We start from the raw sequence: 23,123 nt of genomic DNA on the forward strand, positions 1-23,123 counted from the left end.
CGCAGCTTTCGTCAGTTGGCGGACTGGAGGGTGTCGTCGTCTATCTGCCGGTCGAGCGCGCGCAGCCCCTTGTCCAGGTCGCGGACCCTGCCGGCCTCGACGTCGTAGGCGAAGTCCTGGAGGGCGGTGATGTACATCCCGCCGTTGACCGAGGGGGGCATGGAGACGCTGTGCCGGTTCTGCGCGATGGCGAGGAAGGTGCGGAAGGCCGGGTCTGCGTCGAGCCGGGGCGAGGCGAGCGCGGCCTTGGTGGAGGGCACGTTGTGGATGGCGTTCGCGAAGGTGACGACCTGATCGGTGTCGGTCGTCAGGAACTTCACCAGCTCCCAGGCGGCGTTCTGGTGCTTGCTGCTGTGCGCGATGCCCGCGACCGTCCCGGTCAGATAGCCGCGCCCGTACGTCTCCGGCCGGTCGTCCGGTACGGGCATGGGCGCGGTCGCCCACCGGAAGGACGGCCGGGCGTTCGCCAGCATCAGGCTGCGCCAGGAGCCGTCCAGGTGCATGGCGAGCTTCCCGGTCAGGAAGGCGTTCTGCGAGGACATCTCGTCGCCGAAGGTGGTGCGGAACCTCTCCAGCGGGCCGTAGCCGCCGAGCGCGGAGATCAGGTCCCGCTGCACGCCGAAGAACTGCCGCGCCGCGGGCTCCCGGGAGAGGCGGGAGCTGCCCTCGTCGTCGAAGTAGCGCGGCGCCCACTGGGCGAAGAGCCGGTCCGGGCTGTTCTCGTACAGGCGGAAGTTCGGCATGAACCCCACCCGACGGTACGAGCCGTCCTCCGCCCGCCGGGTGAGCTTCACGGCCGCGGCCTTGAACTCGGACATGGTGCGCGGCGGCCGGGAGACGCCCGCCTCCTCGAAGGCGTCCCGGTTGTAGTACATCCCGTAGGCGTCGGCGAGCAGGGGCAGGGCGCACTGCGTTCCCCGGTAGCTCGTGTAGTCCAGGAGCGTCTTCGGGAAGACATCCTTCTTGTCGAGGCCGGACCTGCGCAGGAAGGGGTCGAGGTCGACCCACATGCCCGAGGAGCAGTACTGCCCCACGTTGTTGGTGGTGAAGGAGGAGACGACGTCGGGTGCCTTTCCGCCGCCGGCCCGCAGCGCCTGGTTGACGCTCTCGTCGGTGACGTTGCCCGTCGACTCCACCCGGATGTGGGGGTAGCGCCTCTCGAACCGGGCGATCGCCTCGTCGACCGCCTTGACCTCGTTCTTCTCCGACCAGCCGTGCCAGAAGCGGAGGGTGACCGGCCGGGTCGGGTCGTCCCGGTCGCTGCCGGTGCTCGGGTTCGCGCAGCCGGCGAGCAGCAGGCCCGCCGTCACCAGCAGGGGGAGGAGCGCGGCCGGTAAGCCGCGGCGTCCGCTTCGGGGCATACGGAACGTCCTTTCCGACGGGGGAGGGCGGGGAGGTGTCGCTCCGGAGGGCAGGGGCGGGCGTGCGGTGGTCAGACCGTGTCGAAGACGGTGTCGCGGGCGTCCGCGAGGGCGGTCCGCAGGGCGCCGATGAGGATGGGGGAGCCCTCCACCGTGCTCAGCCGCAGGTGCGGCCGGGGCAGGGCGAGCCCGGTCATGTCCGCCTCGACGAGGGCGCGCAGTCGCTCGCCCCCGGCCTGGCAGAGCTGGCCGGAGAGCACCACGAGCGCGGGGTCGACGACGGCGACGACCGCCGCGAGGCCGCAGGCGATGCGGGTCGCGAGCTCCGCCAGGAGCGCGTCGCCGGCGCCCTCGGTCCGCAACGCGAGGGCCACCGCCTCGGGCGCGGTCGGCGCCTCGATGCCCAGCTCCCGGGCCAGCGGCAGCACGGTGGAGTAGTCCACGAGCTGCTGGAAGCCGCCCCCGCCGTCCCCGATCGTGGCCTGTGGGCCGCCGCGGGCGAGCGGTGCTCCCGGCAGCGGCATGTAGCCGATCTCGCCGGCGCCGCCCGTGGCGCCGCGCAGCAGCCGGCCGCCCAGCACGACGGCGGCGCCGACGCCCTCGTCGATCCAGACGAGCACGTAGTCCTCGGAGTCCTGAGCGGCCCCGGCGTGCCGCTCGGCGACGGCGGCGAGGTTGACGTCGTTCTCGATGGCGACGGGCGTGCCGAGGGCCTCGGCGAGGTCCTCGCGCAGGGTCGTCGCGTGCCAGCCGGGCATGTGCGGGGCGTAGCGCAGGGTGCCGGTGGCCGGGTCGAGCGCCCCGGGGGTGCCGATGACGGTGCGGTGCAGGGCGTCCGGGGCGAGCCCGGCGGCGGCCAGGGCACCGCTGACGGCCTCGGCCACCAGCTCGGTCGTGCGGCCGCGGACCGACTCGTCGAGGGCCACCGCCGCGACGCGGTGCTCGCCGACGACCGTGCCGGTGATGTCGGCGACGGCGGCCGTGATGCCCAGCTTGTCGACGGCGAGACCGGCGACGTGGGCGATGGCCGGATTGACCTCGTACAGCTGGGCGTTGGGCCCGGGGCGCCCCGTGACGCTGCCGACGGTGCGGACGAGCCCGGCGGCGGCGAGCCGGGCGAGCAGCTGGGAGGCGGTGGGCTTGGACAGGCCGGTCAGCTCGCCCAGGCGGGTACGGGTGAGCGGGCCGTGGGCGACGAGCAGTTCGAGCGCGGCGCGGTCGTTCATGGCCCGCAGGACGCTGGGGGTGCCGGGGATCCCGGTTCCTGCCATGGCCTCGTCCCGCCCTTCGCCGGCGTCCGTGAACAGCCGCTCTGTAAGGAAACTTTCCAATTGCTGCAGAAGGTATGCGCACGTCAGCGCGGGCGTCAATAGGTCTGGACCGGTGGGCCGCCCGGCCGGGGCGGAAAATCACGCGACGTCAGATACGCCCCACTGTTAGCTTCCCTTCCCATGGAACCACTCCGCGACGACGCCATACGCGCCTCTTTCGTCAACTGCTCGAAGGGCGAAGCGCGCAGGATCAGCCTGCCCCGCGGACTGGCCGATCTCCCCTGGGTGGACCTGGACTTCCTCGGCTGGCGGGACCCGGGGGCGCCGGACCGCGGCTACCTCGTCGCCGAGCGGGACGGCCGGCTGACCGGTGTCACCCTGCGCGTACCGCAGGGCGGCCCCCGGAGCCTGGCCAAGACCACGATGTGCTCGCTGTGCCTGACCGCGCACCCCGGCTCGGGCGTCTCCCTGCTGGCGGCCCGCCGGGTCGGCGTCTCCGGCCGCGAGGGCAACACCGTCGGCGCCTATATGTGCGCGGACCTCGCCTGCCCGCTGTACGTACGTGGCAAGAAGGTGCCCGTGATGACGATGCGGTACAAGGAGTCGCTCTCGCTCGACGAGCGGCTGGAGCGGATGCGGGTCAACGTGGACCAGTTCCTGGACAAGGTCTTCCAGGAGCACTGAAGGAAAGCGGAGGGCTCCCTCACCACATCGGCGGTGAGGGAGCCCTCCACGGCATCGGGGCCGGCTACTTGCCGAGCGTCGCGCCCGGCGGGACCGGAGCCGGCGGAATCGGCGGGATCGGCGCGGTCGCCTGTGCCTGCGGGGACGTGGGGTTGTTGAGGGCCGAGGGGGCGGCGACGCCCGCCGAGGGATCGGGCAGGGCGTCGAGCTCCTGCTCCAGCGCCCCCGGCAGCGGAGCCCCCATGCGGATGCCCGCCGCGTCCAGCGCCCGCTTGATCCGCCAGCGCAGCTCGCGCTCGACGCCCGCGGTGTTGCCCGGCATCGTCTTGGCCTGCACCCGCACGACCACCGCCTCCAGGGTGACCGAGTCCAGGCCCATGACCTCGACCGGCTCCCAGATCCGCTCCGACCAGGGCGTCTCCTTGGCCATCTCCTCGCCGGCGGCGGCGATGACGGAACGGGCCCGGTCCAGGTCCTCGTCGTAGCGCAGCGTGACGTCCACCTCGGCCATGGACCAGCCCTGGCTGAGGTTGCCGATGCGCTTGACCTCGCCGTTGCGCACGTACCAGATGGCGCCGTTCGCCCCGCGCAGCTTGGTCACGCGCAGGCCCACCTCGACGACCGTGCCGGTGGCGACGCCCGCGTCGACCTCGTCGCCCACGCCGTACTGGTCCTCGAGGATCATGAAGACGCCGGAGAGGAAGTCGGTGACCAGGTTCCGGGCGCCGAAACCGATGGCGACACCGGCCACACCCGCGCTGGCCAGCAGCGGCGCAAGGTTGATCTTCAGCACGGAGAGGACGGTCAGGGCCGCCGTTCCCATGATCAGGAACGAGGCGACGCTGCGCAGCACCGAGCCGATGGCCTCCGAGCGCTGCCGGCGCCGCTCGGCGTTGACGAGCAGGCTGCCCAGGGCCGTGCCGTCGACCGCCTGGGCGGTGCGGTTCATCCGCGCTATCAGTCTGGTGATGGCACGGCGGATCAGCGACCGCGCGGCGACCGCGATCACGATGATCAGGACGATGCGCAGGCCGTTGCTGAGCCAGACGGACCAGTTCTCTTCGACCCAGCCCGCGGCGTCGTTCGCCGTCCGTTGCGCCTCGTCCAGGGACGAGGGACGGGGCGTCGAGTCTGCGGCCAGGGCAGCGGACCAGAACACAGCAGGAACCCTCCGATGTGGGACTACACCCGCGACGTGGAGCGGTACGGGCAGACCCACCACACTAACGGGGCAGAGCGGATCCCCCGTTGTTGTGTTCGAGATGGGGCGGGTCCTGCGCGGAGATGGCTGCGCTTGGTCGGTGTGAGCCCCGAGGTGTGCTCCAAAACACCTGAGACCCGTTACCCGTGGATGGTGGCGCTCCTGCCAGGGGCCAGGGGACACTTGCAGGAGATCGTCCCGGCGCGAGCCACGCGCCGCCGGCGTACAAGGAGGCACCCGTGCCGCATGTCCTGGTCCTCAACGCGTCGTACGAGCCGCTCGGCGTCGTACCGCTCCGCCGCGCGCTCATACTCGTCCTCAATGAGAAGGCCATCAGCCTCGAGGACTCCGGCGCCTATCTGCACAGCGCGACCTGCACCATCCCCGCCCCCAGCGTCGTCCGCCTGAAGCGCTTCGTGAGGGTGCCCTTTCGGGGCCCCGTCCCGCTCACCCGCCGCGCCCTGTTCGCCCGGGACGGCGGGCGCTGCGCGTACTGCGGTGGCGTCGCAACCAGCGTCGATCACGTCGTCCCGCGCAGCCGCGGCGGCCAGCACGCCTGGGAGAACGTGGTGGCGGCCTGCCGCCGCTGCAATCACGTCAAGGCCGACCGGCACGTCTCCGAGCTGGGCTGGCGGCTGCGCCATCAGCCGGCGCCGCCGTCCGGTCTGGCGTGGCGGATCATCGGCACGGGCCATAGGGATCCGCGCTGGCTGCCGTACTTGCAGGCATACGGCGCGGAGGACGCGATGGCCCGGATCGACGGCATTTCCGCCTGAGACTGACCGGGCCATCGTCGTCTGCGGCGCCGGTCGCGTGCCTGCCGCACGCCGCATGGCGATGGCCCGGTCTCAGCGGGGGCCGCGCGGGTCCTTCGAGGCCTCCTGCACCGCGTACGCCTCCACGCCCCACAGCGAGTAGCCGAACCGCGTGGCCCGCTTCTCGCCCTGGACGCGCACGAAGCGCGCGTCCGGCGCGTCCATGCGCACCGACTCCACCCCGCCCTTGCCGCCCGTGACCGTCGCCGCGTCCCGCCAGGTGCGGCCGTCCGGTGAGACCTGGACGCGGTAGCGGACGGGGTGGGCCTCCTGCCAGTGCAGCACCAGGCGGCCCAGCCGGACCGGCCGGGCCAGCTCCAGCTGCCACCAGGCGCCGTCGGTGTGCGGCGAGGACCAGCGGGTGTGCGGATCGCCGTCGAGGGCGGCCGAGGCCGGGAAGCGGGCGGCCTCCTCGCCCGAGGCCGTCGCCCGCGCCCCGCGCGCCAGGTTCGGCCCCCCGGACGGCGGATACGCCCGTACGGTCAGCATCCGCTCCTGCCCGGCCAGGACGACCGGCACCGTGAACACCCCGGCCGGTGTGCCCGCCGGCACCGTCAGCTCGATGCGGGCGGTGGCCACGCCCCCGCGCGCCGCGGTGAGCTCCGCCGGGGCCCGGACGGCGACGCCCTTCGGCGCCCGGACGGCGAGCCGCTCACGGACCGTCTCCGGACGCCGGTTGATCATGCGCACCTCGACGGACGCCGGCCGGACGCCGATCTCCGCGTCCGCTTCCCGGCCGGTGAGCTCGACGTCGGCCGCGGGGGTGTCGGCGAACCACGGGCTGAACTCGTGCACGGCGGGTGGCGCGCCGTTCCCGCCCCAGACCACGCGCAGCGCGTCGGCCCGTACCCCCTGGCCCGGCACCTGCGTCCAGCCGCTGTCGGACACCGCCCCCAGCGGCCGCCAGGTGCCGTCCGCGTCGTGGGCCTCGACCGTGCCGCTCACGCCGGGCGCGGGCGCGGTGAGCAGCGTCACGACGGTCAGCGGATGCGGCTCGGGCAGGCGCACGGCCAGGGGGGCGCCCGGTCGCGGCAGCACCACGGTGGCCGGGTCGCCGTCGGTGGCCCCGTCGGCGGTGCGCAGCGGCCGGTCGATGCCGGTCCAGCCGTTCGCCCTGGCCAGGGCCTCGTCGAGGAAGGGGGCGAGGACGCCCTTGCCGACCGTCGCCCGGCCCGCCGCGATCCGGTCGCGCAGCCGCTGCACGTCCAGCTGGGCCCGCCAGGCCGCCGCGCCGTCGCCGCGCGCCTGGGCGGTGAGCATGTCCACCGCGCGCAGGCCCGCCTCGCCGTGTCTGCCCAGCTGCTCCAGCCACGGCCGTACCTCGTCCCCCAGCAGCGACGCGAGCCTGCCGGGCGCGTCGGCCATGGTGCGGAACGCCGCGCGCAGCCGGTCCGCGGCCTCGGTCAGCCGCGCCGGGTCCGCCGCGGACTGGGCCGCGCGGAAGTCGTCCAGCAGCGGCCGCAGGTACGCCGACTCCTCGCCGCCCAGCACCGACGAGGCGTCGTTGCCGGCCAGCGCCAGCAGCGCCTCCCGGGTGGCCGCGCTCCCGGCCGTCCTCGCGCCCCGGCCGGCGAGGTCGTCGACCGCCGCCCGCCAGGACTCCTCGGGGCGGTAGCCGCGCGGATTCCAGGCGTAGTCCGCGGCGGTGAACAGCGGGATACGGGAAGCGGTGGGCTGCGCGGCGGCGTTGGCGAGCAGCGCGGTCGAGCCCGTGGCCACCGCCGGCTCGCGGCCGGTGTAGGGCCCGAGGAAGATACGGTCCTGCGCGTAGTCGTTGACCGGGTAGTTGTCCATGGTCATCAGCGGATGCCCGAAGGCCTCACGGGCGGCGGCCAGTTCACCGCCGGTGATGGTCTTGGGCACCACCCCCACGCCCGTCCACGCCACCTCCACGCGCGCGTCGAGCGCCTCGGCCAGCGCCCGCCGGAAGGCGGTGCGCCCGTCCTGGTAGTACTCGGTGGGCAGCAGCGACAGCGGGGCCGCCTCCGGGCCCTTGGCGGCCAGGTGCTCCGCCAGCGCCCCGGCGACCGCCGCCTGGGCCCTCGCCGCGGCCTTCGGGCCCGAGCCGAACTTCTCCGCGTCCGCGTCGCAGTGCCACTCGCTGTAGCTGACGTCCTCGAACTGCAGCTGGAAGGCGCGCACGCCCAGCGCCCACATCGCGTCGGCCTTGCGCTTGAGGGCCCGCACGTCCGACGCGGAGGAGAAGCACATCGCCTGCCCGGGCGAGACGGCCCAGCCGAGCGTGACGTGATTGCGGCGGGCGCGCTCGGCCAGCTCCCGGAACGCGGCGCGCTGGGCCGAGGGGTAGGGGTCGCGCCAGCGGGCCTGGCGGTAGAGGTCGTCGCCGGGCGCGTAGAGATAGCGGTTCTGCTTGGTGCGGCCCAGGAAGTCCAGCTGGGCCAGCCGCTGCTCGTGCGACCAGGGCCGACCGTAGAAGCCCTCGGTCAGCCCGCGCACCGCCGTGCCCGGCCAGTCGCGGATCACCGCCCCCGCGAAGGCGTGGCCGCCGTCGCGCTCCACCGCCAGCTGCCGCAGCGTCTGCGCCGCGTGGAACAGGCCGTCCGCGTCCGGCCCGGCCAGTGCCACGGCCGGCCGGCCGTCGAGCACCCCGGTGGCCAGGCGGTAGCCGCCCCGCGGCAGGCCGTCCGCGGCCGGGGCGCCGAGCGAGCGCAGGGCGTCCTCGGCCGCCCGGCCGCCCGCGTAGACGATCAGCCCGCTCGGCGGCGGGGTCCCGCCGGGCTGGGCGTCCACGACCCTGCGGGCACCCAGAGCGCGCAGGATCTCGCGCAGCGCCTCGATCGTGTACGGGTCGGTGCCCTGCTCGGCCATCAGGGTGACCTCGTCACCCACCCGGGCGTACGCGCCCTGGGCGTGTGCCGACTGGGGGCGCGGCCACACGGGCGGCAGGCCGCCGGCGTCCTCGCGGTCCGGGGTGCCGGGCGAGCCGGTGGCGGCGGAGGCGGCGTCGCCCGGGCGGGGGTCGGCGAGGGCGTCGGTGCCGCCGCCGAGCAGCCCGCCCAGGAGGGCGGCGGCCAGGACGGTGACCCCGGCGCGCCGGCGCCCGCCGGCCGGGCGGCCCAGGCTGCCGGTGCCCAGGGCACGGCCGGGTCGCCCGGCGGTCCCGTCGGCATCGGCGCCGCTCGCGCCGTCGCTTCCGCAGCCTCCGTACGAGGGGTCCTCGCCCAGGAACCGCACGGCCCTCTCCTCGCCCCCAGGTGGCCCTGCCCCCAGGTGTCGCTCCCGTGGAGCGACGAGCCCATCACCAGGCGCGGAGCGTGTCAACGCGGCTGACCGAACTGCCGGTAATGCCCCGCGGGACGGGGAGCGGGGGTGAAGCGGAATCGATCGGGATGTCCCCTGAAGAGACGCCAAATCGACATCGGGGAACGCAAGGTGTCGACCTCCCCGGCACGTGGGTAGGGCAGAGGCATCCGGCACGGGGGCGACCGCGGAGGTATCGATGGGCAGAGCGCGCCTTGCCGAGCTGCACGGTGTCGCCACCTCCTACGAGCCCGCGCCGGGGCAGACCGTGCGGGTGCCCGAGGACACCGTGGTCGCGGTCCTCGCCGCGCTGGGCGTCGACGCCTCCACCCCCCGGGCCGTGCGGGACGCCCTCGACGCCCACGCCACGGCCGTGCGGGGGCGGTTGCTGCCGGCGACGGTGGTGCTGCGCGAGGGCTCCGGGCGCACCCTGCCCGAGCTCCCCGAGGGCACGCGGCTGCGCGTCGACACCGAGGACGGCCGCATCCTGCGCTGGAGTGCCGGGCAGGGGACGGGCGCCGAGCCGCTCCCGCCGGGCAGCCACGTCCTGCGCGCCCAGGCCCCCGACGGGCGGTCCTGCGGCGCGCCCCTGATCGTCGCGCCCGCCCGGCTCCCCGCGCCCCCCGGGCGTGGCCACGGCTTCCTCGTGCAGCTCTACTCCCTGCTGTCCGCCCGCTCCTGGGGCATGGGGGACCTCGCCGACCTCGCCGAGTTCGCCGCCTGGTCGGGCCGCACCTTCGGCTCGGACTTCGTCCAGGTCAACCCCCTGCACGCGGCGGTGCCCGGACCGCCCACCGACCCCTCGCCCTACCGCCCCTCCTCCCGGCGCTTCCCCGACCCGGTCCATCTGCGGGTCGAGGAGATCCCCGAGTTCGCCTACCTCACCGGGGCCGCGCGCGCCCGGGCCGACGAGCTCCTGGCGGGTGCCGCCGCGCTGCGCGAGGCCGTGCTGCGCCGGGGCGAGCTGATCGACCGCGACGCGGTCTGGGACCTCAAGCGCCGGGCCCTGGAGCTGGTGCGGGCCGTGCCGCAGAGCCCCGGCCGCCGGGCGGCCTACGACGACTTCCTCGCCGAACAGGGCCAGGCGCTCGACGACCACTCCACCTGGTGCGCGCTGGCCGAGGTGCACGGCCCGGACTGGCGGGCCTGGCCCGCGGGCCTGCGGGACCCGCGCTCGGCGCGCACCGCCCGCGCCCGCGGCGAGCTGCTGGAGCGGGTCGACTTCCACTGCTGGCTGGCCTGGCTCACCGACGGGCAGCTGGCCGCGGCCCAGCGGGCGGCCCGCGACGCCGGCATGCGCGTCGGCCTCGTCCACGACCTGGCCGTCGGAGTCCACCCCTCCGGTGCCGACGCCTGGGCCCAGCAGGACGCCTTCGCCGCCGGCATGTCGATCGGCGCCCCGCCCGACGCCTTCAACGCCCGGGGCCAGGACTGGGGCCTGCCGCCCTGGCGCCCCGACGCCCTCGCGGCCACCGGCTACGCCCCGTACCGCGAGCTGCTGCGCGGGCTGCTGCGGCACGCGGGAGCGCTGCGGATCGACCATGTGATGGGGCTGTTCCGGCTGTGGTGGGTGCCGCAGGGCTACGAGCCCCGGCGCGGGGCCTACGTGCGCTACGACGCCGAGGCCATGCTCGGCGTGCTGGCCCTGGAGGCGCACCGCGCGGGCGCCGCCGTCATAGGCGAGGACCTGGGCACGGTCGAGCCCGGCGTGCGCGAGACGCTGGCCGAGCGCGGGGTGCTCGGCACCTCGGTGCTGTGGTTCGAGCGTGATTACGAGGCCGGGGGAGACGGCGACGCCCACCCGGAGCCGCTGGAGCCCGGGCGCTGGCGCTCCGGCTGCCTGGCCACCGCCACGACCCACGACCTGCCGAGCACCGCGGCCCGGCTCACCGGCGACCACGTCGAGCTGCGGCACCGGCTGGGGCTGCTCACCCGCCCGCTGGAGGAGGAGCAGCGCGAGGACGCCATGGGGGTCGCCCAGTGGCTGGCCCTCTTCGGCCGGCTGGGGCTGCTCCCGGAGGGGCCGGGCGACGAGGAGGCGGCGATCAAGGCGGTGCACCGCTTCCTGCTGCGCACGCCCGCCGCGATGGTCGGCATCTGGCTGCCGGACGCGGTGGGGGACCGGCGGCCCCAGAACCTGCCGGGCACCTGGGACCAGTACCCGAACTGGCGGCTGCCCGTCGCCGACGCCTCGGGCCGTCCCCTGTCGCTGGAGGAGCTGGCCGCCTCGCCCCGGCTGCACGCGCTGATGGAGGAGGTCAGGGCGGCCGGCGGCCGGCGGTGACGCGGATAGGCCACCCCGGGCGCGCGGGCCCGGCAGGTGTCCGATACGTTGAGGCCGTGAGCAATAAGGTCAACAAGAACGCCGTGCGTGCCGGTGCCATCTCCGCAGGCACGCTGCTGATGCTGCTGATGTCGTCCCCCGCGTTCGCGCTCACCCGCGACGACGGTGACGACCCGGGCCCCGGCCTGAGCACGATCAACACGATCGGTCTCTACGTGGTCGCGCCGATCGTCCTCTTCCTGGTGATCACGGGCCTGACCATGGTCCTCGCCAAGAACTCCGACAACAAGCGCACGCACGACACGCACTACCCGCGCACCGCGCGCTGACGCTGCTCGTCTGACCGCAGGCCCCAAAGCCGACACCTTCGGGTGTCGGCTTTTTTGCTGCCCTTTCCATGTATGGGCCACCGGCTTTGGCGTTTGTCCCACCATTAACCTACGGTGTCGTAACCTACGGAGCCGTAGGTAATGATCGTTCCAGGAGCTGCCCGTGACCATCGCCCCCTCCCACGCCGGCCAGGCCGCATGGAGCGACAGTCGCCTGCTGTACGCACTCGAAGAGGTCGTCGAGACCGAGCTGAACCGGCACCTGAAGGTGGCCAAGGAATGGATGCCGCACGAGTACGTGCCGTGGAGCGACGGCCGTAACTTCGACGGTGTCATGGGCGGCGAGCCCTGGGCCCCCGAGCAGTCGAAGGTCACGGACATCGGGCGCACCGCCCTCATCGTCAACCTGCTGACCGAGGACAACCTCCCCAGCTACCACCACGAGATCGCCACCCTCTTCGGCCGCGACGGCGCCTGGGGGACGTGGGTGCACCGCTGGACCGCCGAGGAGGGCCGGCACGGCATCGTGATGCGGGACTACCTGCTCACCTCGCGCGCCGTGGACCCGGTCGCCCTGGAGCGGTTCCGGATGCAGCACATGTCGGAGGGGTTCGAGTCCGACAACCGCCACAGCATGCTGCACTCGGTGGCCTACGTCGCCTTCCAGGAGCTGGCCACCCGCATCTCGCACCGCAACACCGGCCACAACTCCGGTGACCCGGTCTGCGACCGCATGCTCGCCCGCATCGCCACGGACGAGAACCTGCACATGGTCTTCTACCGCAACCTGCTGGGGAAGGCCTTCGAGCTGGCGGCCGACCAGACGATGTGCGCCGTGCGCGACGTCGTGGTCGGCTTCCGGATGCCCGGCCACGGCATCCCCGGCTTCGAGCGGGCCGCCGCGCAGATGGCCATCGGCGGCATCTACAACCTGCGCATCCACCACGACGACGTGCTCCAGCCGGTGCTGCGCTTCCTGAAGGTCCTCGAGATCACGGGCCTGGGCCCCGAGGGCCTGCGCGCCCAGGAGGAGCTGGGGATGTTCATGGGCGGCCTCGACGACCAGGCGAGGAAGTTCGACGAGAAGCGCGAGGCGCTGCTGGCCCGCCGGCGGGCCCGGGCGGAGAAGGCCTGACACGCCTGGAACGCCAAAAACGCCGAGGGCGCCCCGGACCGGACGGTCCGGGGCGCCCTCGTGCGTGGTCTCAGACGGCGGCGGCCGAGTCCGCCGCCTGCGCCTTCAGCGCACGCTCGACACCCGCACGGGACTCCGTGACCAGACGCCGCAGCGCCGCGTTCGGCTCGGCCGAGGCCAGCCAGGCGTCCGTGGCGTCCAGCGTGGCCTGGGAGACCTGCAGGGCCGGGTAGAGGCCGACCGCGATCTGCTGGGCCATCTCGTGGCTGCGCTTGGACCAGACGTCCTTGACCACCGCGAAGTACTTCTCGGCGTAGGGCGCGAGCAGCTCGCGCTGGTCGGTCTGCTGGAAGCCGCCGATGACCGACTCCTGGACCGCGTTGGGCAGCTTGTCGGAGTCGATGACCGAGGCCCACGCCTCGGCCTTCGCCTCGGCCGTCGGCCGTGCGGCGCGCGCCCAGGCGGCGTGCTCCTCGCCCGCGGAGGTCTTGTCGCGCTCCAGCTCGGCGGCGATGGCCTTCTCGTCCGCGCGGCCCGTCGCGGCCAGCCGGCCGAGCAGGTCCCAGCGCAGCTCGGTGTCGATCTTCAGGCCCTCGACCGACTCGGTGCCGTCCAGCAGCGCGGCCAGGAGGTCGAGCTGCTCGCCGGTGCGGGCGGTGGCGGCGAAGGCGCGGGCCCAGGCCAGCTGGTGGTCGCTGCCCGGCTGGGCCGCGCGCAGGTGCTCCAGCGTGGCCTCGGTCCACTTCGCCAGGCCGCTCTCGCGCCACGTGGGCGCCGCGTACAGGTCGATGGCGGTCTTCACCTGGCGCTGCAGCGACTGCACGACGCCGATGTCGGACTCCTTGGCGATGCCCGAGAGCACCAGGTCCAGGTAGTCGCGGGTGGCCAGCTCGCCGTCGCGGGTCATGTCCCAGGCGGAGGCCCAGCACAGGGCGCGCGGGAGGGACTCGGTGAAGTCGCCCAGGTGCTGGGTGACCGTCGCCAGGGACTCGGCGTCCAGGCGCACCTTGGCGTACGACAGGTCGTCGTCGTTGAGCAGCACGACCGCCGGGCGGGCCCTGCCCACCAGCGCCTCGACGGGCGTCAGCTCGCCGTCGACGTCCAGCTCGATGCGGTCCTTGCGGACCAGCTTGCCGTTCTCGAGCTCGTACAGGCCGATCGCGATGCGGTGCGGGCGGAGCGTGGGCTCGCCCTTGGCGCCGGCGGGCAGCGCGGGGGCCTCCTGCTTGACGGCGAAGGCGGTGATGACGCCGGCGGCGTCCGTGGTGATCTCGGGCCGCAGGATGTTGATGCCGGCCGTCTCCAGCCACGCCTTCGACCAGGCCTTCAGGTCGCGGCCGGAGGTCTTCTCCAGCGCGCCGAGCAGGTCGGACAGGCGGGTGTTGCCGAAGGCGTGGGCCTTGAAGTACGCCTGGACGCCGGTGAAGAACTCGTCCATGCCGACGTAGGCGACGAGCTGCTTGAGGACGGAGGCGCCCTTGGCGTACGTGATGCCGTCGAAGTTGACGAGCACGTCGTCCAGGTCGCGGATGTCCGCCATGATCGGGTGCGTGGAGGGCAGCTGGTCCTGCCGGTAGGCCCACGTCTTCATGGAGTTGGCGAACGTCGTCCACGAGTGGGGCCACTTGCTGCCGGGCGCGTACGCCTGGCAGGCGATGGAGGTGTAGGTGGCGAACGACTCGTTCAGCCACAGGTCGTTCCACCACTCCATGGTGACCAGGTCGCCGAACCACATGTGCGCCAGCTCGTGCAGGATGGTCTCCGCGCGGACCTCGTACGCGGCGTCCGTGACCTTCGAGCGGAAGACGTACTGGTCGCGGATGGTGACCGCGCCCGCGTTCTCCATCGCGCCCGCGTTGAACTCCGGCACGAACAGCTGGTCGTACTTGGCGAAGGGGTAGGCGTAGTCGAACTTCTCCTGGAACCAGTCGAAGCCCTGCCGCGTGACCTCGAAGATCGCGTCCGCGTCGAGGAACTCGGCCAGCGAGGGACGGCAGTAGATGCCCAGCGGGACGCTCTGCCCGTCCTTCTCGTAGGAGCTGTGCACCGCGTGGTACGGGCCGGCGATCAGCGCGGTGATGTACGTGGAGATGCGCGGGGTCGGCTCGAAGCGCCAGATGTTGTCGGCGGGGCGCTCGGGCGTCGGCGAGTTGGAGATGACCGTCCAGCCCTCGGGGGCCTTCACGGTGAACTGGAACGTCGCCTTCAGGTCGGGCTGCTCGAAGGAGGCGAAGACGCGGCGGGCGTCGGGCACCTCGAACTGGGTGTAGAGGTAGGCCTGGTCGTCGACCGGGTCCACGAACCGGTGCAGACCCTCGCCCGTGTTGGTGTACGCGCAGTCGGCGACGACCTTCAGCTCGTTGCGCCCCGCCACCAGGCCGGGCAGGGCGATGCGGCTGTCCGCGAAGACGTCGGCCGGGGTGAGCGCGGTCCCGTTCAGCACGACCTCGTGCACGGTCGGGGCCACCAGGTCGATGAACGACTCGCCCGCCTCGGCGGCGTCGAAGCGCACGGTGGTCACGGACCGGTAGGTGCCGCCCTCCTGCGCCCCGGAGAGGTCGAGGTCGATCTCGTACGCGTCCACGGCCAGCAGCCGCGCCCGCTGCTGCGCCTCTTCACGGGTCAGGTTCGTTCCGGGCACCGGGGCATCTCCTTAGCGTTCCGCAATGTCGCGACTTCCGGCCATCCTTCCACGCCGTCGCTGTGCGTGGCGGTTCGTACGCTGACGGCTGAGTGGGTCCTGATCTTCAGGACCGAGGCCGCCTCCGACTTTGGACCGAGGCGTACCCCCATGACCGCTTTTCAGATGCACGTGCTGGTAGCGTTTACCTGCAAGTTAATTGCAATAAGCAGTCGGAGGGCTCGGCATGGCCATCTACACACTTCCCGAACTCCCGTACGATTACGCGGCTCTGCAGCCCGTCATCGACGCGAAGATCATTGAGCTGCACCACGACAAGCACCACGCGGCGTACGTCAAGGGCGCGAACGACACGCTCGAGCAGCTCGCCGAGGCCCGTGACAAGGACCAGTGGGGGGCCATCAACGGCCTCGAGAAGAGCCTGGCCTTCCACCTCTCCGGCCACATCCTGCACAGCATCTACTGGCAGAACATGACCGGCGACGGCGGCGGCGAGCCCCTCGACAAGGACGGCGTGGGCGAGCTCGCGGACGCCATCGCCGAGTCCTTCGGCTCCTTCGCCAAGTTCAAGGCGCAGCTGACCAAGGCCTCCGCCACCACGCAGGGCTCCGGCTGGGGCGTGCTCGCCTACGAGCCGATCAGCGGCCGCCTGATCGTCGAGCAGGTCTACGACCACCAGGGCAACGTGGGCCAGGGCTCCGTGCCGATCCTGGTCTTCGACGCCTGGGAGCACGCCTTCTACCTGCAGTACAAGAACCAGAAGGTCGACTTCATCGACGCCATGTGGGCCGTCGTCAACTGGCAGGACGTGGGCAAGCGCTACCTCGCCGCCAAGGAAAAGGGCAGCTCCATCATCCTGGCGCCCTGATCCGACCCCCGGACCGCCTGCTCGTGATCGTCTTCTCACCCTTCACGCGGCGGGCGAACGGAAGGGGCCCCCGCGCGTTCGGATCGCGCGGGGGCCCCTTCCCATTGTCCCCGTCTCAGGCGTGGCCGAAGGCCTCGCCCTTGACCGTGAACTCTCTCGCGAGCCCCGTCTCGTGCAGCCGGGCGAACGGGGTGAACGGCACTCCCAGCTCCGACCCGCCCCGGTCGAAGTTCCACGCCTTCTGCACGGCGAAGCGGTAGTCCACCGCCGTCCCGCCCTCCGCGTCCACCCGGACGGTGCCCGTCAGGCGGAACTCCGCGCAGCGCAGGGCCAGCCACCAGTCGGTGCTGACCCGGTGGGTGATCAGCACGTCGCGCCAGCCGCTGTCCGCCGGGTACGCGGCGGGAGTGCGCGGAGCCGCGCGCCAGCGCTCGAGCGCCTCGGCGCGCCACCGCTCCAGCTGCTCCCCCGCGGCCGCGGACACGGCCGGCAGGGCGAGCAGCTCCTCGGCGTCCACCCGGTACGCGGAGCCCGTGCCGCGCAGGTAGTGACGGAGCATGCCCGCCGCCCGCCGCAGCCCCAGCAGTGCCCACACGAGCCGCAGCGCATGGCACAGCGCCAGCGTCAGCAGGTCGTACGGGCGTACCGGCAGCTCCGCGTGGGCCGCGTTGCCGCACGGCGGCTCGGCCTCGGCCCAGCCGCCGTCACGGCCGAGCGGCCGGGAGAGGTCGGTCTGGCCCATACCGGGACATTAATGGACCGTGCCCACACCCGCAGGTCGACGCCGCCGGGCGAGCCGCGACCGGTCAGTCGGGACCGTCGCCTCAGTCGAAGACCGGACCCTGCCGACGCGTCCTCTTGATCTCGTAGAAGCCGGGCGTGCCGGCCACCAGCAGGGTGCCGTCCCACAGGCTGGCCGCCGCTTCGCCCTTGGGGGCGGGGGTGACGACCGGGCCGAAGAAGGCGACCTCGGCGCCCTCCGGGCCGGGCACGGAGATGATCGGGGTGCCGACCTCCTCGCCGACCTTGTCGATGCCCTCCTTGTGGGAGATGCGCAGCTCGTGGTCGTGGGCGTCGGTGTCCGCGGCGTCCGCGAGGCGGGACGGCAGGCCGGCCTCCTCCAGCGCGGCCAGGATCGTGCCGCGGTCGCGCGGCAGACCCTCGTTGTGGAAGCGCCGGCCGATCGCGGTGTAGAGGCGACCCAGCACCTCGTCGCCGAACTCCTTCGCGGCCGCGACGCACACCCGCACCGGGCCCCAGGCCTCGGTGCGCAGGAACTCCCGGTACTCCTCGGGCACCTGGTCGAGCTTGTCCTCGTTGAGCACGGCCAGGCTCATCACGTGCCAGCGCACGTCCACGGGCCGGACCTTCTCCACCTCCAGCATCCAGCGCGAGGTGAGCCAGGCCCAGGGGCAGGCGGGGTCGAACCAGAAGTCGGCGGTCACTCTCTCCGCGGTCACACGAATCTCCTCTGACGAGCTGGACAGTCAGTGATTCAACAAGCACCCCCCGTGCCATGATTCCTGGTATTCGAAATACGAGACGAACACGAGGGAGCCGCGTCGTGCCCGGTGAGAACCTGACCCGTGAGGAGGCCCGGCAGCGGGCCCACCTGCTGTCCGTGGACTCCTACGACGTGGCCCTCGACCTGCGCTCCGCGGTGGGCGCGGGCCCCGAGCCCCGCACGTTCCGGTCGGTGACCACCGTGCGCTTCCGCTGCTCCGAGCCGGGCGCCGCCACCTTCGCGGACCTCGTGGCCCCCGCTGTGACGTCGCTCACCCTCAACGGCCGGGAGCTGGACCCGAAGGCCGTCTTCGACGGCGCGCGGATCGCCCTGGAGGACCTCGCCGCCGAGAACGTCCTGACCGTGGACGCCCAGTGCGCGTACAGCCGCACCGGCGAGGGCATGCACCGCTTCGCCGACCCCGAGGACGGCGAGGTCTACCTCTACACCCAGTACGAACCCGCCGACGCCCGCCGCGTCTTCGCGAACTTCGAGCAGCCCGACCTCAAGGCCCCCTTCACCTTCTCGGTCACCGCGCCCGCGTCCTGGACCGTGCTCAGCAACGGCGAGCAGGACGGCGAGGCGGAGCCGGTGGACTCCGACGCCGCCTCCGCCACCTGGCGGTTCGTCACCACCCGGCCCATCTCCACCTACATCACCGCCGTCGTCGCGGGCCCGTACCACGTCGTGCGCGACCACTACCGCCGCACGTTCGAGGACGGCACGGTCCTGGAGATCCCGCTGGGCGCGCTGTGCCGCAAGGGCCTGGCCCGCCACTTCGACGCCGACGACATCTTCACCGTCACCAAGCAGGGCCTGGACTTCTTCCACGACCACTTCGACTACCCGTACCCCTTCGGGAAGTACGACCAGGCGTTCGTGCCGGAGTACAACATCGGCGCCATGGAGAACCCGGGCTGCGTGACCTTCCGGGAGGAGTTCGTCTTCCGCGGCAAGGTGACGCAGGCCGCGTACGAGCGCCGCGCCAACGTGATCCTGCACGAGATGGCGCACATGTGGTTCGGCGACCTGGTGACCATGCAGTGGTGGGACGACCTGTGGCTCAAGGAGTCCTTCGCGGACTTCATGGGCGCCTTCTCGCTGGCCGAGGCGACCCGCTTCACCAATGCCTGGGTCACCTTCGCCAACAACCGCAAGTCCTGGGCCTACCGCGCCGACCAGCTGCCCTCCACGCACCCCGTCACGGCCGACATCCGCGACCTCGAGGACGCCAAGCTCAACTTCGACGGCATCACCTACGCCAAGGGCGCCTCGGTCCTCAAGCAGCTCGTCGCCTACGTCGGCCGCGACGCCTTCCTCGAGGGCGCCCGGCGCTACTTCAAGCGCCACGCCTACGGCAACACCCGCCTCAGCGACCTGCTGGAGGTGCTCGAGGAGACCTCGGGCCGGGACATGGCCGCCTGGTCGCGGTCCTGGCTGCAGACGGCCGGCGTCAACTCGCTGACCCCGCTGGCCACCTACGACGCCGCCGACCGCATCACCGAGCTCGCCGTCCTGCAGGAGGCGCCCGACACCCACCCCGAGCTGCGCCCGCACCGCGTGGCCGTGGGCCTGTACCGCCGGCGGGAGGCGGGCGGCGCGCTCGAGCGCTACGCCCGTGCCGAGGTCGACGTCACCGGCCCCCGCACGGTGGTCACGGAGCTGGCCGGCGCCGAGCGGCCCGAGCTGATCCTCGTCAACGACGAGGACCTCACCTACTGCAAGATCCGCTTCGACGAGGCCTCGCTGGACACCCTCCGGCAGCACCTGGGCGACCTCACCGACCCGCTCGCCCGCGCCCTGTGCTGGTCCGCCCTGTGGAACCTCACCCGCGACGGGCTCATGCCCACCCGCGACTACCTGGAGCTGGTGCGGCGCTTCGCGGGCGCCGAGAGCGACATCGGCGTCCTGCAGATGGTGCAGGCCTGGGCCACCGGCGCGCTCGTGCACTACGCCGCCCCCGACCGGCGCGAGGAGGACGGCCGGCAGCTCGCCCAGAGCGCGCTGCGCGAGCTGCGGCTGGCCGAGCCCGGCAGCGGCCACCAGCTGGCGTGGGCCCGGTTCTTCGCCCAGCTCGCCGACGACGAAGGCGACCTGCAGCTGCTGCACGGGCTGCTGGACGGCGCCGCGAAGATCGACGGCCTGGACGTGGACCAGGAGCTGCGCTGGGCTTTCCTGGGCACCCTCGCCGCCCGGGGCGCCGCCGACGAGTCGGCGCTGGCCGCCGAGCTCGCCCGGGACAACACCGCCTCCGGCAGGCGCCACCAGGTCCGCTGCCTGGCCGCCCGCCCGTCCGCCGAGGTCAAGGCCGCCGCCTGGGCCGCGGTCGTCGACTCCGACACGCTCTCCAACGCCCTCGCCGAGGCCACCATCGCGGGCTTCGACCAGCCGTCCCAGCGGGAGCTGCTGGCGCCGTTCGCCCCGCGCTACTTCGAGGTGATCGAGCGCGTGTGGCGGGAGCGGTCCATCGAGATCGCCATGGCGGTCGTCCGCGGCCTGTTCCCGATGCTGCAGGGCGACCGGCCGACGCTGGACGCCACCGACGCCTGGCTGGCCGCACACCAGGACGCCGCCCCCGCGCTGCGCCGGCTGGTGCTGGAGGCCCGCGACGACCTGGCGCGGGCCCTGCGCGCCCAGGCCTGCGACGCGGCCGCCGCGAGCTGAGGGACGCCGGGGGACATCGAGGGAAGGTGCCGACCGGCCCGGGGACACGGTTTCGGCACGTTTCAATTCCCCGGGTTTCAAAGCGGCGTTGTCCTGAATTGTCGACGGCCCCGTAACAGCGGTTAGGGGGCGGGCGGAGAGCGGGAATGGCGGGGGCATGAACCCCAACACCCCCCTCTCCCCACGCCCCCTGTACCACCTCTCCGATGTGCGTCACCGGGTCATGACGGCACGTCAGTTGAGGGAGCACGGCGTCACTGGGGCCGACGTCACCGAGCGCTGCCGACCCGGCGGGCCCTGGCGGAGGCTGCTGCCCGGGGTCTTCCTCCTCCACACCGGCCCCGCCACCAGCGAGGAGCGGCTGCACGCCGCCCTGATGTACACCCTCCCGCGGGCCCAGGTGCCCCGGCAGCCCGGCCCGTCCGCCGCGCGGGCCCCGGAGCCGGCCCCCTACGGCCATGCGATGATCACGGGCCCGGCCGCGCTCGCCCTGCACCGCTTCACCTGCGTGCCCTCGCTGCTCTCCCTCGACCACATCGACGTCCTGCTGCCCCGCACCCGCCGGCTGCGCTCGAACGGGTTCGTCAGGCTGGTACGGGCGCACACCGTGCCGCGCCCCCAGCTGCTGACGGGCGTGCCGGTCGCCCCGGCCGCTCGTGCGGTCGCCGACACCGTGGCACAGCTGACCGACGCGCAGGCGGTGCGCGCTCTGCTGAGCGAGGCCGTGCGCGGCGGGCACGCCGAGGCGGCGGCGGTCGTGCGGGAGCTGACGCGGGCCCGGCTGCTGAGCCGGCCGCACGTGGTGGACGCCGTGGAGGCGCTGCTGGCGGAGGGCCGGTCCGTCGCCGAGGGCAGGCTCTACGACATGGTGCGCGAGCACGCGCTGCCCGCGCCGCTGTGGAACGTCGACCTGCGGTTGCCCGGCGGCCCGCACCTCGGGGGAGTGGACGCCTTCTGGCCCGACCACGCGGTGGCCCTGGAGATCGACGCGCGCTCGCCCCGGCCGGAGGAGGACCCGCTGTGGTCCGAACACTCCCGCAAGCGCGAGCACCTGGAGCGGCTGGGCATCACGGTCGTGCGCGTCACGCCGAAGCGGCTGCGGGACGCCGAGGGCCTGGAGCAGCAGGCCGCGGTCGTCCGGACCGCCCTGGTGGCGTCGGCCGACCGCGAGCCCTGCGCGTACGTCGTCGTCCTGCCGAGGTGATCCCGTTGGGGCCGCCGGCCGGAGCCGTCAGCGCCGGCTGAGCAGCAGCTCGGTGTTGCGGTCGGTCGGCGCGCCCGCGAGCGAGTTGTCCGAGCCCGGTGCGTTGAAGGCCAGCTCCCGGTAGAGGGAGGCGAGCCCGGTCTGGGAGAGGTCGTGGAAGTCGGTCTTGTAGGGCGCGGCCGACTCGATGAGCGTGGTGAACAGGGAGATCGTGCCGTCGTGGTTGTCGGTGATCTCGATGATCCGGGCGAGCTGCGGGTAGTCGACGTGCGAGGCGGTGGCGATCTCCCAGAAGCCGCCGCGGGGGCGGATGCGGTTGCGGTGGCTGTGGCCGTTGATCCAGGCCAGGACGTTGTTGTGGCGCTGGAGGAGGGCGAGTACCTCGTCGCCGCCGTGCCGTTTCTCGCCCGGGTGGGCGGGGTCGGGCGTCATGTTGTTCATGCTCCAGCTGGGGTGGTGGCTGAAGACCAGGGCGTACTGGTCCTTGTGCTCCTTCAGCGTCCGGTCCAGCCAGTCGAGTTGGGAGGTGCCCAGCGAGCCCTGGTAGTGGCCGCCGGGGTCCGTGGAGTCCATGCTGATGCCGATGACCTTGTCGGACACCTTGAAGGTGTAGTAGAGGGTGCCCGCGTCGAGGTTGGCGCGGGTGTAGCCGTGGCCGGCGGGCCCGCGCCCGGTGTACTGGGGGTCGAGGTGCGCAGCCACGTACTGGCGCGCGGTCAGCGGCACCCGGCGCGGGTCGGCGGTGATCGTGCGCATGTCCTTCTTGTGCGACTTGAGCATGGACTCTATGCGCTTGCCCTTGGGGTCGGCGCCGCCGACCTCGCCCTCCATCAGCCATTTGGCCTCGGCGGGCGGGATGTACTGCAGCTTGCGGTCGCCGACGCAGATCTCGGCGATGAAGGAGCCCGCCGCCGGGTAGCAGCCGCCGGACAGCAGGTCGTGGTTGCCGAAGGTGGAGTACCAGGGGATGTTCAGACCGGGGCTGGTGACCCGTCGCAGGGCGGCGTCGAGGTAGCCGTCGATCCGGGGGTAGCCGGCCTGTTTGTCCTGGTCGCGCAGGGCGCTCTCGGGGTGCCAGTACTGCTTGAGGCCGCTGTTCTGCACGCCCTCGTAGTGGCGTGGGTCGCCGGTGTTGGGGGTCAGCCGGCCGCCGCTGAGGGCGGTCAGGAACCACTCGACCTCGATCTTGGCGTTCTCGTCGCCGTTGTCGCCGGTGGTGACGACGAAGCCGAACGGGGCGCCGGTGGCTGGCCCCCGGCGCACCTTGTTGACGCGCTCGACCAGGGAGACCACGCCCGGCAGCGTCAGCGCCTCGTGCGGTCGCCAGCCCCCCACGTCCCCGGCGCGGAAGAACTCGTACCGCAGCGGGTGCTGTACGTCCGTCAGATGCAGGTCGGTGAACTGCACGAAGGAGGCCAGCGTGGTCCGCCGGTCCTCGCGGCCGTTCTGCGCCTGGGCCAGCTCGGCGCGGACGACCCTGGGCCAGCCGGGGCCGTCGCCGAGCCGCCGGTAGCCGCTGCTGCCGCGCGGGGCGGCGACGGAGGCGAGGGTGGTGCCGGCATCCGTGGGTGCCCCGGCGGCGGGGGCCGCCGCGGTGCCGGCGGCCGGGGCCGGGGTGGGGTCGCCGGGTGTGGCCGAGGCCGGTCCGTCCGTGCCCACGGCGAGGCCCAGCCCGGTGGCCGTGGTGACGGCTCCCGCGGCGGCCAGGAACGTACGGCGGTCGAGGTGCGAGGCTGCGGTTCTGCGGGATCTGCGGTGCATGGCGGTCTCCCCGAGTGCGAACGCGAAGGCTGGCGGTCTGGCGGGCGGTCGGCGCTTGCGGTCAGTGAGGAGCGTTGGCAGCGCGAGTGACCTGGGCGTGAACTAAGCCGCAACGGTCGCCGCCGATCCCCTCACATGGA

16 protein-coding genes are annotated in these 23,123 nt (G+C 73.0%); 8 read left to right on the plus strand and 8 right to left on the minus strand.

The features are described 5' to 3' along the window. Window positions 1–11 precede the first annotated feature (11 nt). Window positions 12–1,361, minus strand: a complete 1,350-nt coding sequence (locus tag AB0G59_RS09865) for an ABC transporter substrate-binding protein (protein WP_360909795.1) — start codon at window positions 1,359–1,361, stop codon at window positions 12–14. Window positions 1,362–1,432: 71 nt separating this feature from the next. Next, window positions 1,433–2,632: an ROK family protein gene (locus tag AB0G59_RS09870; protein ID WP_360909797.1), complete on the minus strand. Its 1,200-nt coding sequence runs from the start codon at window positions 2,630–2,632 to the stop codon at window positions 1,433–1,435. Window positions 2,633–2,812: 180 nt separating this feature from the next. On the opposite strand from AB0G59_RS09870, the gene AB0G59_RS09875 reads away from it, so the two are divergent. Beyond that, window positions 2,813–3,316 (plus strand): FBP domain-containing protein, encoded by a 504-nt coding sequence (locus tag AB0G59_RS09875; protein WP_360909799.1) that lies wholly within the window; start codon window positions 2,813–2,815, stop codon window positions 3,314–3,316. 64 nt (window positions 3,317–3,380) lie between these two features. Here AB0G59_RS09875 and AB0G59_RS09880 read toward each other — a convergent pair whose 3' ends face one another. After that, the gene (locus AB0G59_RS09880) at window positions 3,381–4,475 is read right to left on the minus strand and encodes a mechanosensitive ion channel family protein (protein ID WP_360909801.1); all 1,095 of its coding nucleotides are present in this window, start codon (window positions 4,473–4,475) and stop codon (window positions 3,381–3,383) included. A gap of 281 nt (window positions 4,476–4,756) precedes the next feature. Here AB0G59_RS09880 and AB0G59_RS09885 point away from each other — a divergent pair, with 281 nt between their 5' ends. Continuing rightward, window positions 4,757–5,293 (plus strand): HNH endonuclease, encoded by a 537-nt coding sequence (locus tag AB0G59_RS09885; RefSeq protein WP_071964240.1) that lies wholly within the window; start codon window positions 4,757–4,759, stop codon window positions 5,291–5,293. A gap of 72 nt (window positions 5,294–5,365) precedes the next feature. Here AB0G59_RS09885 and AB0G59_RS09890 read toward each other — a convergent pair whose 3' ends face one another. Further along, window positions 5,366–8,527 carry a beta-N-acetylglucosaminidase domain-containing protein gene (locus AB0G59_RS09890; RefSeq protein WP_360909803.1) on the minus strand — a complete coding sequence of 1,054 codons (3,162 nt, stop codon included), beginning with the start codon at window positions 8,525–8,527 and terminating at the stop codon, window positions 5,366–5,368. A 265-nt stretch (window positions 8,528–8,792) separates the two neighbouring features. On the opposite strand from AB0G59_RS09890, the gene malQ reads away from it, so the two are divergent. The 3 genes from malQ (at window position 8,793) to AB0G59_RS09905 (ending at window position 12,341) form a co-directional block, all read left to right on the plus strand. Next, a complete protein-coding gene (malQ, locus tag AB0G59_RS09895) occupies window positions 8,793–10,877 on the plus strand; it encodes a 4-alpha-glucanotransferase (RefSeq protein WP_360909805.1) in 2,085 nt (694 codons plus the stop codon). Window positions 10,878–10,933: 56 nt separating this feature from the next. Then, window positions 10,934–11,206 (plus strand): hypothetical protein, encoded by a 273-nt coding sequence (locus tag AB0G59_RS09900; protein WP_360909807.1) that lies wholly within the window; start codon window positions 10,934–10,936, stop codon window positions 11,204–11,206. 163 nt (window positions 11,207–11,369) lie between these two features. Then, entirely contained in the window at window positions 11,370–12,341 is a 972-nt protein-coding gene (locus tag AB0G59_RS09905; protein ID WP_360909809.1) for an acyl-ACP desaturase, read from the plus strand. Window positions 12,342–12,411: 70 nt separating this feature from the next. On the opposite strand, the gene pepN (AB0G59_RS09910) is transcribed toward AB0G59_RS09905, so the two are convergent. Further along, window positions 12,412–14,982, minus strand: coding sequence for an aminopeptidase N (gene pepN, locus AB0G59_RS09910; protein WP_360909810.1), 2,571 nt, complete (start codon window positions 14,980–14,982; stop codon window positions 12,412–12,414). Window positions 14,983–15,208: 226 nt separating this feature from the next. On the opposite strand from pepN (AB0G59_RS09910), the gene AB0G59_RS09915 reads away from it, so the two are divergent. Then, the gene (locus AB0G59_RS09915) at window positions 15,209–15,850 is read left to right on the plus strand and encodes a superoxide dismutase (protein ID WP_360909812.1); all 642 of its coding nucleotides are present in this window, start codon (window positions 15,209–15,211) and stop codon (window positions 15,848–15,850) included. Window positions 15,851–15,965: 115 nt separating this feature from the next. Here the strand turns inward: AB0G59_RS09915 and AB0G59_RS09920 are convergent, their stop codons facing one another. Both AB0G59_RS09920 and AB0G59_RS09925 read right to left on the minus strand, forming a co-directional pair. Continuing rightward, entirely contained in the window at window positions 15,966–16,592 is a 627-nt protein-coding gene (locus AB0G59_RS09920) for a hypothetical protein (RefSeq protein ID WP_360909814.1), read from the minus strand. 82 nt (window positions 16,593–16,674) lie between these two features. After that, window positions 16,675–17,310, minus strand: a complete 636-nt coding sequence (locus AB0G59_RS09925) for a disulfide bond formation protein DsbA (protein ID WP_360909816.1) — start codon at window positions 17,308–17,310, stop codon at window positions 16,675–16,677. Between the two features lie 104 nt (window positions 17,311–17,414). Here AB0G59_RS09925 and pepN (AB0G59_RS09930) point away from each other — a divergent pair, with 104 nt between their 5' ends. Both pepN (AB0G59_RS09930) and AB0G59_RS09935 read left to right on the plus strand, forming a co-directional pair. Then, window positions 17,415–20,018, plus strand: a complete 2,604-nt coding sequence (gene pepN / locus AB0G59_RS09930; RefSeq protein ID WP_360909818.1) for an aminopeptidase N — start codon at window positions 17,415–17,417, stop codon at window positions 20,016–20,018. A 157-nt stretch (window positions 20,019–20,175) separates the two neighbouring features. Next, on the plus strand, window positions 20,176–21,222 hold the full coding sequence (locus tag AB0G59_RS09935; protein WP_360909820.1) for a hypothetical protein: 1,047 nt from the start codon (window positions 20,176–20,178) through the stop codon (window positions 21,220–21,222). 27 nt (window positions 21,223–21,249) lie between these two features. Here the strand turns inward: AB0G59_RS09935 and AB0G59_RS09940 are convergent, their stop codons facing one another. Next, on the minus strand, window positions 21,250–22,983 hold the full coding sequence (locus tag AB0G59_RS09940; protein WP_360909822.1) for a TIGR03767 family metallophosphoesterase: 1,734 nt from the start codon (window positions 22,981–22,983) through the stop codon (window positions 21,250–21,252). Window positions 22,984–23,123: the final 140 nt, after the last annotated feature.

It is taken from the genome of Streptomyces sp. NPDC021096 (assembly GCF_040641275.1).
Lineage (GTDB): Bacteria > Actinomycetota > Actinomycetes > Streptomycetales > Streptomycetaceae > Streptomyces.